The organism is Exiguobacterium sp. 17-1 (genome assembly GCF_023096305.1).
Classification (GTDB): domain Bacteria; phylum Bacillota; class Bacilli; order Exiguobacteriales; family Exiguobacteriaceae; genus Exiguobacterium_A; species Exiguobacterium_A sibiricum_A.
Map to the genome: position 1 here is coordinate 429,890 of NZ_JALIGJ010000002.1, position 11,798 is coordinate 441,687.

8 protein-coding genes are annotated in these 11,798 nt (G+C 51.5%); all 8 read right to left on the reverse strand.

All coding sequences use genetic code 11. The features are described from left to right. Positions 1–104: 104 nt before the first annotated feature. The 8 genes from MUN34_RS08040 to MUN34_RS08075 all read right to left on the reverse strand — a co-directional run bounded on the left by MUN34_RS08040 (position 105) and on the right by MUN34_RS08075 (position 11,792). The gene (locus MUN34_RS08040) at positions 105–2,480 is read right to left on the reverse strand and encodes a glycoside hydrolase family 31 protein (RefSeq protein WP_481804376.1); all 2,376 of its coding nucleotides are present in this window, start codon (positions 2,478–2,480) and stop codon (positions 105–107) included. A gap of 158 nt (positions 2,481–2,638) precedes the next feature. Beyond that, entirely contained in the window at positions 2,639–4,162 is a 1,524-nt protein-coding gene (locus MUN34_RS08045; RefSeq protein ID WP_026828609.1) for a cardiolipin synthase, read from the reverse strand. Between the two features lie 103 nt (positions 4,163–4,265). Beyond that, on the reverse strand, positions 4,266–5,390 hold the full coding sequence (locus MUN34_RS08050) for a GTP-binding protein (RefSeq protein ID WP_247857470.1): 1,125 nt from the start codon (positions 5,388–5,390) through the stop codon (positions 4,266–4,268). A gap of 155 nt (positions 5,391–5,545) precedes the next feature. After that, the gene (locus MUN34_RS08055; RefSeq protein ID WP_247857471.1) at positions 5,546–6,415 is read right to left on the reverse strand and encodes an alpha/beta fold hydrolase; all 870 of its coding nucleotides are present in this window, start codon (positions 6,413–6,415) and stop codon (positions 5,546–5,548) included. A gap of 15 nt (positions 6,416–6,430) precedes the next feature. Further along, a complete protein-coding gene (locus tag MUN34_RS08060) occupies positions 6,431–6,877 on the reverse strand; it encodes a DinB family protein (RefSeq protein WP_247857472.1) in 447 nt (148 codons plus the stop codon). Next, entirely contained in the window at positions 6,870–7,385 is a 516-nt protein-coding gene (locus MUN34_RS08065) for a GrpB family protein (RefSeq protein WP_247857473.1), read from the reverse strand. Before MUN34_RS08065 ends, MUN34_RS08060 begins: the two co-directional genes overlap by 8 nt. An 89-nt stretch (positions 7,386–7,474) precedes the next feature. Next, complete coding sequence (locus MUN34_RS08070; RefSeq protein WP_247857474.1) at positions 7,475–10,192, reverse strand: bifunctional 2',3'-cyclic-nucleotide 2'-phosphodiesterase/3'-nucleotidase; 2,718 nt, start codon at positions 10,190–10,192, stop codon at positions 7,475–7,477. Between the two features lie 205 nt (positions 10,193–10,397). Next, positions 10,398–11,792: a hypothetical protein gene (locus MUN34_RS08075; RefSeq protein ID WP_247857475.1), complete on the reverse strand. Its 1,395-nt coding sequence runs from the start codon at positions 11,790–11,792 to the stop codon at positions 10,398–10,400. Between the last annotated feature and the right edge of the window lie 6 nt (positions 11,793–11,798).

An 11,798-nucleotide genomic window follows, 5' to 3' on the forward strand; every position in this document is an offset into this window, starting at 1 on the left:
TCGCTACTTTTGTCCTGTTTGCAAATCTCACTACTCTTCATCCGACTCCTACAGGGAAAAGCAGATGAAAAGAGAGTGAGAGCTTGTACTATCTTGCTTTGTTTTTAGAACAACATGATTTCAAGCAGGCAGTCGACGAGATCCTTCTCAAGATTTAGCGCCTGCAATTGATGCATCAAGTTGACCGGTTCCAGTCGTTGCGACAGCAACCGGTACAAACGGTCCTTCAGATCATAGCCGATCTCCGCCTGATCAAGGAACGTATATAACCGTTCCATCCGGTTATCATTTGTCGACATGTCGACCTGAAGCGACAAGACTTGCGTCTCACCGAGTTCACCAAGATCAACCGACAATGATTGAGTCTGATGATCATAACGGCTCGGCAGGACTTTCCCGTCCCGTGAGACGTGTCCTTCGTTGACACCACGCAAGATCAGTGTCACTTCCCGTTTTTCCGGCAACAGTTCCCGTTTGCCGAACGGGGTCGCGATCGTCAAAGTCCGGGCCGCCCAGTCGAGTTCAAATGCCGTCTCGACATTTTCCCCGTCCCGGTGCGCGACACCGACATTGTCATCTTCAAACAATGTGAACCGGTTCGATGCGCCCGGGAAAACAAGCAACTCGAGATGCTCCGGATTGTGGAGCGCATTCGAATGTTCGATGTGCTGACCGAGCGGAATGATGGCGCCGGCTTTCGCGAGGACCCCTTGATCGTCAAGCTTTCGGAACAGACGCATCTGTTTGCCGCCCGAATAACGGTGACCGGTAAAGAAATCAAACCATTCGCCGTCCGGTAACCAAGCCGTCGTCGCCGCGACGTGCAGCTTCGGATTCATCGGCTCGACGATCGGTGTAACCATCAGTTCCGTCCCGAAATAATATTGGTTCGGAACGGCATACGCCAGTTCGTCTTCCGGATGTTCGTAATACATCGGCGAGACGAGCGGCAGACCGTCAAAGTGATTGCGGGCGTTCATCGTATAGATGTACGGGACGAGCTGATGACGCAGACGCAGGTACTTCTTCATCACCTGCTCCGACTCGACCGAGTAACGCCACGGCTCTTTCCCGTTGAAGATGCTCATCGTGCTGTGGAGACGCATGATCGGGCTGAAGACGCCGTACTGGAGCCAACGCGTCGACAGTTCGTCGTCCTTCTCCCCACGCTGGTGACCGCCGATATCATGACTCCACCAGCCGTAGCCGATGTTTGAGGCCGTCGCCGTGAAGTACGGCTGGAACTTGAGCGATGCCCAGGAAATCAACGTATCGCCCGAGAAACCGACCGGATAACGGTGACTGCCGGGTCCGGCATACCGCGAGAAGATCAACGGACGGTTGCCGTCCCGTGCGATATCGAGCGCATGGTAATGATTGAGCATCCAGAGCGGATCAAGCCCCTTCATCTTCGAGTTGGCGCCCTGTTGCCAGTCAATCCACCAGAAGTCGACCCCATCGGCTTCGTGCGGGTGATGCAGCTTTGTGAAATAGTTTTCGATGAAATCGCGGTCCGAGAAGTCGAACGGAATCCGGTCTTCCGTATCCGGGTCAACCCCCATCGCAACAGCCATCGCCTCATACGCTTCTTCGAATCCACGGACACCGTCGGCCGGGTGCAGGTTGAGTGTCACCATCCGGTCGTCATCCTTTAACCATTGCAGGAACCCTTTTGGATCCGGAAACAGATCGCGGTTCCACGTGTAGCCCGTCCAGCCGCTGCCGTATTTCTCCGGAATGTCCGTCACGTGCCAGTCCATGTCGATGACGCTGACCGAAAACGGCACATCTTCCGTCTTGAAGCGGGTCATCAAATCCTTGTATTCTTTTTCGTTATACCGCCAGTAGCGGCTCCACCAGTTCCCGAGCACTTGCCGCGGTAACATCGGTGTCGGACCGGTCAGGCGGTAAAAGTCTTTCAGCGCCTGTTTGTAGTCGTGACCGTAACCGAAGTAATAGATGTCTTGCGCTCCTTCTTGACGGGGTTCGACGAAATGATCCTCCGTCAGGACGAACGACGCGGAGTCGTCAATGGCCGCATAGCCTTGGCGGGAGATGATTCCTTCTTCGAGCGGAATCTCCCCGTCGGCATGGTCAAGCGTCCGCGCCGTCCCTTTGAGGGTTCGGAGCGGTCCGCCGTACGTGTAGCGGCTGTAATACGTACTGAAGTTTCCAAGGACGTCGATGTAGAGGGTGTTCGACGCAAACGGTCCTTTCGTATAATGCAAATGGACGTGTTCCGTGATAATTTGCAACTCCGTTTCGTCTTCGACGATCCGGTACGACGGCACTGGGAAATCACGGTACCAAACAGTTTGCGTCGGTCGGTCTTCGAATTGTCCGTCCGCTGCGTACTCGAGTCGAATCAGACGACTGGTGAGAACAGTGAAGCGGTATGTGTCACCTTGGACAATCGCTTCCGGTCGTGCCAATGGTTTCATGTCTCGGGTATAGAAATGGGATTCGTCAATTGTGCGCATACGGGATCAGGACGCGAACGCCCTTGTCACTTCCTTCCAAAAATTAAGTGTGCAACCGATTACACTATTAGTGTATAAGAGTTGTTGTTCCCGTTTCAAGTGACAACTAATCAAAAAGCGCACCAATCCTCTGAAAATCAAGGACGGTACGCTTGTGATCATAACAATGGCGAAATCAAACGGGAGAACGATTCAAAGATTCGGAACCGCATCGGTCGTTTGACATAATCCGCTGACGACAGCTGGATCGAGACATCGAAATCATCGATGAAATCGCGTTCGAGCCGGGCTGCACTCTCGGAATCATACATGAAGGCCATCAGTTCGTAGTTCAGAACGAAGCTGCGGATATCCATGTTCGCCGTTCCGACGACGGCAATCTTTCCATCGACGAGGAACAGTTTGGCATGGATGAAGTGCCGATTGTACGTATAAATTTTGACTCCATCTTTTAACAAAGGTCCGAAATAGGACCGGGTTCCATAGTAGGAAGTAAAACTGTCTCCCTTACCCGGCGTCAGAATCCGGACGTCCAGTCCGGCACGGGCCGCGAGACGGAGCAATGTCATCGTCTCGTTATCGGGAATCAGATACGGCGTCGAAATCCAGATCGACCGTTGCGCCGAGATGATGGCAGCAATCAACGCGTTCCGGATGGCCGGATCTTTTGACGTCGGTCCACTCGTCACGACCTGGACCGCGCCATCCGACTCGACGTCATGTTTCGGGAAGTAATGTTCGATTGCCCCTTCGCCGGCGAACGTTTCCCACGTATCACTGCCTTCGAGATGGGCGTATAACCAATCATCGAGGAACGTCGCCTGTAATTCCTTGACGGCCCGTCCTTCGAGCCGAAGGTGGGTATCGCGCCAAAAACCGAACTTCTTACTTTTCCCGTCGTACTCGTCGCCGACGTTCAGTCCACCCGTGAAACCGATCTTCCCGTCAATGACGACGATTTTCCGGTGATTGCGGAAGTTCGCCGTGAAGATGAATAACGGACTTGAAATCGGATCGTACGCCGCAATCTTCGCACCGGCTTCCCGGAGCGGTTTTAAAAAGCCTTCCCCGAGCATGTAACTCCCGAGTCCGTCAAACATGAACCGGACTTCGACACCGGCGTTTAACCGGTCAATCAATGCTTCGCGGATTGCCTGGCCGGTCTCGTCGTTCCGGTAAATGTAGTACTGGATATGGACATGATGCTGCGCGGAACGAATCATCCGGAGAATTTCCGGGAACGTCTCGTTACCGTTCGTCAGGATTTGACTGGCAGTATGGACATCAACGCCACCGCCGCCAAAGTTCCGAATCGTATTGGCCAGCTTCAGGTGATTCGGCGGCAACTCACTGACCGCAAGCGATCGGACGGGACGAATTGCCTGTTTCAGCAATGTCCGTTCGTCATGCGACCGCCGGTTCCGGCGGCGGCGGCGCGGATTGCGCCCGAACATCATCCAGATAATGACGCCAAGAATCGGTAAGAAAATCAAAACTAAAAACCAGGCAATCGTCGATTCCGCCGTCCGGTTTTCGATGAAGATGATCATGATGACAGCAAGCGGTACGACGGTCGCGGAAATCGTCAGCACATAAAATAAATAGCCTAATTGGTATAGTCCCCAAATGATTCCGCCTGCGACTAAAAACACGAGCGCGAACTGTAAAATCCGATTGCGCACTAGACTTCCTCCTCTGCAACGTACTCTATTCTTTTCATTCCCTGTCTCCTTTAAAAATATAGCAAAAAAAGAAACCACGGATGTGATTTCTTGAAAAGTTGACCTATTTTGAAAAATTCACGTCGTACAGCTCGCGCCCCGGAATCGGATCGTTCAGGCTCGCCCAGTTCGTTTCGTGCTCTTGAACAAGGCAAGCGTCAAACTCCACTTCGAGTGCCTGCTGATCAAAGCCGATCCCAATCAGAACGAGTTCGGTCCGGCGATCCGCGACTGATTCGAAGCGTCCGGCATATTCCATATTCGAGGCATATCCCGCCTGATGGAACAACAAGGCGATTTCCGGGCGCGTCGCAAGGTAGATAAAGCCCTTCGCGCGAACGATTTCTTCCGGCCACGCCTCAATCAAAGCCAGCAACCGTTCCGGATGAAACGGAATGTCGCGCTTGTAGACAAACGAACTGATCCCGTATTCTTCCGTTTCCGGAACATGTTCCTCGGCATTCAGCTCACGGATCCAGCCGGCACTTGCTGCCGCCTGTTCAAAATCAAACAGATCGACGTCGAGGATTTCAGCCGGATCGACTTGTCCGTGGACCGTCTCGATCAGTTTGGCAATCGGATTTAATGCCTTCAAGTAGCCGATGACATCATGTTTCTCCTCATCCGTTAACCGATCGATTTTGTTCAGCAAGATGATATCGGCGAACTCGACCTGATCGACAAGCAAATCAACGACTTCCCGGACGTCCGTCTCGTCGACCGCCTGTTGCCTCTCAATCAACGATTCACCGGACTCAAAGTCTTTCAGGAATCGATAGCCGTCGATGACCGTTACCATCGCATTGATTTTTGTCGTCTCCGTCAAATCAATCTGACTGTCTTCATCGAGGTATGTAAACGTCTGAGCAACCGGAATCGGTTCCGAAATGCCACTCGATTCGATGACGATGCCGTCGATATTGCCCTGGTCGACGAGCCGCCGGACTTCCAGTAATAAATCGTCCCGCAACGTACAACAGATGCAACCGTTCGATAACGTTACGAATGATTCTTCCGTCCGCGAAAAACCGCCTTGTTCGATCAACACGGCGTCGATGTTGACTTCGCTCATATCGTTGACGATGATGGCAAGCTTGCGCACTTGCCGGTTGTTTAATAAATGATTTAATACAGTTGTCTTACCGGCACCAAGATAACCGGACAGGACCGTGATGGGGATCGGATGCATAGTCATTACTCCTTTTTAGTCAAATCGTAATCATTACGTTTTAAATAGTAATCGTTCCGGTTTAGCCTGTCAACTGCTGTTTTACAACATGAAAAAAACTCCCGCTTCCATGACGGCCCTCGACGCGTCATGGAAATGGGATATCTGAATCAAACTTATTTAAAAAAGGCGTTTCGGATCAAACCGACGATCGTTGTCGCGGCCTCTTCCGAAAATCCGGCAATCGTATAATGATTCGTGTCCGGAATGACATGGAATTCCGCGTCCGGCAAACTGGCGGCAAACCGTTCATGTGCGGCATTGATCCGTTTCGTCAGTTCCGGATTCAGCCAGTTTTCCGGCATCCCGCCGGCCCAGTCCGATGCGGATAACACGAGAACCGGCGGCACAATATGCTCGACGACTTCCAGGACGTGCTGATTATTCGCTTCGACTGCCTGCCACTCGTCCAGCGTCCCCCGCCAGTGATTTTTCCGTGCCATGTTGCGCCACATCGGAATCCGATCGGCTTCCGGCAGACTGGTGAACATCCGTGCGCCGAGGTCATCCGGAATCAACCAGGCGAGTGGCCGGACATGACTCAAGACATACAAAAAGCGGTTCCATTCCTCCTGCGTCCGCTCATACCAATTTGGTAGTTCCGCATCGACTTCCGGATGCGACGGATCAAGCAGGACAATCCCTGCCGTCTCGTCCGGTCGGCGGCGTCCGAGTTCAAGCGAGATATAGGCACCGAGGGAATGCCCGATGAAGACGAACGGTCCTTTGATGTCCAGCAAAGCAAGGACCCGTTCCAGTTCATCCGCTTGTTGCGTAAACAACCGTTTCGTTTTACCGCGGGTCGATCGGCCGTAACCGAGCCGCGAATATTCGAAAACGCGACCCTGTTTCAATAATTCCCCGCGGAGCCAGCCCCATTGGTAATGACTCGACATCATTCCGTGATCGAGGATGAACGTCACATTCCCCGTCCCTGTCAAGCGTGTATCAAAGCGGCCGTCTGCTGTATCTACAATTCGTTCCATTTCAACACTCTCCTATTATTCAAACAAATTCAACTTGATGTCATAACCAAGCAGGTTCAAGTAATCAAATAACTGTGACCGGTGATGATACAAATGGACGGCTGCTTCCATCAGCCAACCGGCTGAGCTGTCGGAGACGCCCCAGTAGGTCGGTTCCGTCGCAAAACCACTTGCAAGCCGGTCTTGATAATACTGCCACGACCGGTCCAAGCGGTCGACAAGCTGATCAGGCGGCACCGGAATGGCATAAAACTGTCCCATTTCGTCTGCCGTCGCTCCGGTCGCAATCCGTAAATCGGCTTCGAGCAGCACAGCGAGATGCACCGCCACTTCATAGACGGACCGCTTGCCGGGAATCGGATGTTTGTCCCAGTCTTCCGGCTGAATCAGCCGGATCAACGCACGTGTCGTCCGGACACCGACACCAACGTGCCGGTCAAGTGCCTGTTGCCAGTCATTCATGCGACCACCAGACCAGTGCCCGTTGCTCCATCGCTTTGACAAAGGTGTCCTTGCCGGCAATGTAGGCACTGATGTCTTCCGGATACCGTACCGCCAGTTGCTCTTTGATTGTACTGTACGCTTCGACTTCCTGCGGATGTTCTCGCAAGTAATCGCGAAAGACGACGTGACGCATGATTTCCGGATTGCCGGTCGCATACAGATGAATGTGGTGTGTCCGGTCGTCGCCGCCTTTTCGGTAATAGCGGCGCCCGGGCATCCCGAACTCCCCTTTGGTTTCATAGCCAATCTGTTCCATCGCTGCGTCAAATGCTTCGATCCCGTCAAGTGAATCGACGACCGGCAGGATATCGAGTATCGGTTTTGCCGATAATCCCGGAACCGATGTACTGCCGATATGATGAACTGCAAGCAGACGGTCGCCGAAAATCGTCTCCAACTGCTCTTTTGCCTGTTGAAACGCTTCTGGCCAGGACGACTGATATGGTGTGACGATGACTTGCCGCATGGTATCCTCTCCCCTCTTAACTAGTATGCCAGTTTTTTCCTCAAAACCAAAACGACTCCTCAGATGAGAAGCCGTTTTGGTTTGTTGTCTTATTTTTTCGTGATGAAGTAACGCGATTGATCGAGACGGTCCGATGCTGTGTAGATGTTCATTTTGTATGAACCCGTCGCTAGACCTGTCCGCATTTTGAGGACGTAGTTGCCGTGGTTGTCGGCAACGTCCTGCGCAATCAATTTGTAGCCGCTGCTTGTTTTTTCGAACAAGCGGACGATTTGACGTTTTTCGACTTTGCCCGTCAATGTCTTTTTACCCGCCCATTTTTTGACCGGATACGTATTTTTAATCGTAAATGACGCCTTTTTCGTGATTTTATTTGAGATGTCCGTCGACTTGACTGTGTACGTGCCCGTCATCAGACCATTTTTGACCGGAATCTTGAAGCCGCTTGCCGTCGTTTTCGCTTTCGCGATTTTCGTCGACCCTTTATAGAGCGTGACATCGAGTCCTTCCGTTGCTTTTCCTGTCAAGACCGTCGAACCGTAGACGGCTGATTTCTTGTCGATGGCTGGTGTCGCGACGACACCTGTCCCGACAGTAACTGTCGTTTCTTTTTTCATGAAACCGAGCTCCGAGACGACCGTCAACTTGTCACGCAGTTTGACCGGACGGACGGTAACGGCATACTTGCCGGTTTCGTCGGCTGTCGTCGTGCCAAGGACCGTCGTGCCGCGTTTGACTGTAACTTTTGCTCCGGCGACCGCTTTACCGGTAACGACTTTTGCTCCCGGTTTGATAGCGCTGACACTGACATTAAAGTCTTTCATCGGCACATCGAGTTTGAACTTCAGGAACGTTCCTGTCTCACCAGCGCGTTTAACCCCAGTGTTCGTGATGCCTTCATACCGTTTCGTGTAGTCTGCAGCCGCTTCCGCTGAATCAAAGTCCACCGTGATCGGTTTGCTGGCAACGAGTGACCAGTTGTTGTCCGCTTGATAATCAACCGGCTGTTTTGCTTTGATGAAGTCCGAGATGACGTTGCGTGTCTCGTAAGCTGATTTGTAAACGATTTTCTTCCCTTGACCAAGACCCGGGAAAGTCGCACTGCCGGCACGGTAGTTGTTCGTTGCGACGAGGAACTCCTGATTGTCCGTGATTTCCTTGCCTTGGTACTTGATGTTTTGAACACGGCTCGCGTCTTCCTTGACGACCACACCGTTGTAGTCAAACTTCGCCGGTTTCGTGATGTCGATATCATACGTCAAGCCGTCGAGAATATCGAAGTTATAGCTGCGGAACTCTTTGTTCAGCAAGTCTGTCTTCGCATCCGTCACTTCATTGAATTGACCGGCTGACATCTCGAGCCAGTTTTTGACGTCGGCTCCTGTCACTTTGACGACTTCGAGTGTATTCGGATAAACGTAAAGATCGGCAACGTTTTTCAACGCAATCGGCCCTTTTTTGATCAACGTATAGTCAGACGCGTTGACTTGATTGCGGCCGCCTGTTTTGAATGGTGCACCGGCAGATAAGAGCGGTAAGTCTTTATACTGAGCGAGATCCGCATTTTCTTTGAGTTGTTTTTCGACATACCATTTTTGAGCGTTCGTTACGAACTGGACTGAATCGTCATCTTGAACGAGAGCAAAGAAGCTTTGGATGTCATCGTTGATCGTTCCGACCTGTTGGCGGATGTAAGCGAGTGTGCCTTCATGCGCTTTTTCAATTAATTTAACAGCACCGGCATCTGCCACCGTGTCTTTCGTGACGTCTGCCAGTTTTGATCCGGCTGTATCGACGACCCACTTGTCGCCGTCTTGTTTTAATTGAAGATCGATGACGCCAACATTTTTTCCTTGCGTGTTGGCCATGACGACCGGTTTACCGTTGATGAGACCGTTTGCTGCGTCGACGTTCGGTAAGTTATTGAACGCTGATGTCTTGTCCGGGAATTTCCCGTGCTGGTGACCGGTCATCAAGACATCGATGTCGGCGATTTTTGTCAACGCGTACCCGACGTTTTCATCGCCGTCTTTTTGATCCGCTGTATCCCCGATTCCTGTATGGGCAAGTGCGACGACGACGTCTGCACCGGCGTCTTTTAATTTTTTCGCCGTTGCTTTAGCGACCGGAACGATATCTTCCGCTGTCACTTTCCCTGTCAGGTTGCCGGCATCCCACGCCATGATTTGTGGTGTGACGACCCCGAAGACACCGACTTTGACCGTCTTCATCTGACCGTTTTGGTCTTTGACTTGACGTTCGATGATTTGATAATCCTTCCCGTCCGTGTTGAACTCGGAAACAATCGGTTTTTTCGTAACAGCATCGAGGACATTCGAGTTCACGAATTTGATTTCGCCGCTTGATGCTTTCATCGCTGACTTCAGGAAGTCGAGTCCGAAGTTGAACTCGTGGTTCCCGAGTGTGACTGCGTCATAACCGATGTATTCCATCAATTCGTACATCGGGTGTTTCCCTTTGTTGCCTTTGTCGTATTGATTTTTGACGTAATCGCCAAATGGTGTCCCTTGTAATGTATCGCCATTGTCGAATACGAAGCTGTTGGCTTCGCCGACGACGTTTTGTTCCTGTTTGATGACGGTCGCAGCTTTGACAAGACCAATCGTCTCATCTTGCGCATCCTTGAAGTAATCGTAGTTCATCGAGTTTGTATGTAAATCAGTGGTCTCTAAAAAACGAAGTTTGACGACGCTGTTGTCGGCGGCGAGTGTCTTGACTTGAATGACGGGCGCAAGCATCGGTGCGATCAACGTGCTGGCAATGACGATTTTCGTGACTTGTTTCATCTGATTTCCCCCTAAGTATAAATGACTGCTCAACTAATTTAACACGCTTTCATTGTAGCTTATAGCGACTTTGAATAGGTCGGACATCCGTCTTATTTAACCTGCTTAACTAATTCCAAATACTGGCTTAATAATCTTCAAACAGCCTTTACATGTTAAATCAAAAAACGCCGCCCTTCCCTCTCAGGTCGACCGGCGTCATTGGTTATACAGTTGGTTTTCGTTTGATGACAAATCCAATCAATCCGGCAATCAATGCCATCCCCGCAGCGTAGAGCGGCGTCAGTCCGGTCGGTTGCTGTGAAAACTGCAACAGCGCTTCATTGCGCCAAGCGACAGTAAAGTCTGCCGTAGTTGCTTGAGCGACAAGGAAACTCGTGACACCGATCAGGACTGCGAAAACAATCGGATCAAGAATTGTCTTGAATGCCCGGATACTGGCAAACAGATACAGAATAAACGGAATCAGAATCAAGATCCAGTACGCACTTTCCGAGTTGACCGGCTCCGGCGTGACTCCTGCTGATTCGGCATCAAGCGCTTGAATCGTCTGCCTTGCGATACCGTAATCAATTGGTTCAAGATTCAACCGGGTATCGGATAAATCGGGACGTTCACCGCCGAGAATCGTCAACAGTTGTTCTGCCACCCGATCCGTATCGATTTCTGCCAAAACATCTTCAATCGATTGATTTAATTGACCGGTCGAGGTTTCACCGTTCAGCATCGTCACCGGTACATCAACGTCCGCACCGAGCACATTCGCTTTGTAGGCAATCTGCCCACCGTGCAACAAGTCGTACATTCCGCCGCTTCCGGCATCCAGACTCGCGACGGTCAAGGCCGTCCGAAGTGCCGAATCCCCGTCATACTGCGTTTCATCTGTGACGACGAGATACAGTTGGAGGCAACTCGCGAACATTAAGACAAGCAAGCTGCCACGGGCTGCTGCCGATAAACCGGACAACCCTTGCGGATACAGTGCCAGATAACTTAACGCAATCACGATGCCGAGCGCAAGCAATCCTTGTGTCAACACACCGTCCTGGAACGATAAAAAGGAAATCGAGTCACTGCGCTGAACGAGCATGAACCAACCGATCCAAGCAGTCACTAAAAAACTGACGGACCGGACTGTCCATCCGAGCCGGTTCGCTTTGATCCGCATCAGTAAAAAGAGGATAAAAACAAGTACGATGCCGAATACTGAAAGCAAAAGGGAACCATATGTCACGTCGAACGTCAGCGGGGACAAGACTTGATTCAAATCAATCCCAAAGATCGACAGGACATCTCCGGCCGAACTCGCTCCGAGTACTTGGTTGATGATTGCTTCCCGGACGGCAGACGGCATCGTCACGTCGAGGCCACCGACAAACAGCAACATCAGCGTTACTGTCACGTCACTGCTTCCCCAAGTGACACCCGCATCCTGCATTTGATTCACGAGTGACTGATAATCGCTTGAGGACTCGATTTGTCCGGTCACGACTGTCATCAGACCAAATAACACCGCAAAGAAGATCAGACCAAACCCGATCCCGAATACAAGATCCATAATTGAGAAACGCCTGTTACGCCGCTCTTGTCGTTGTTCCATCGCCAA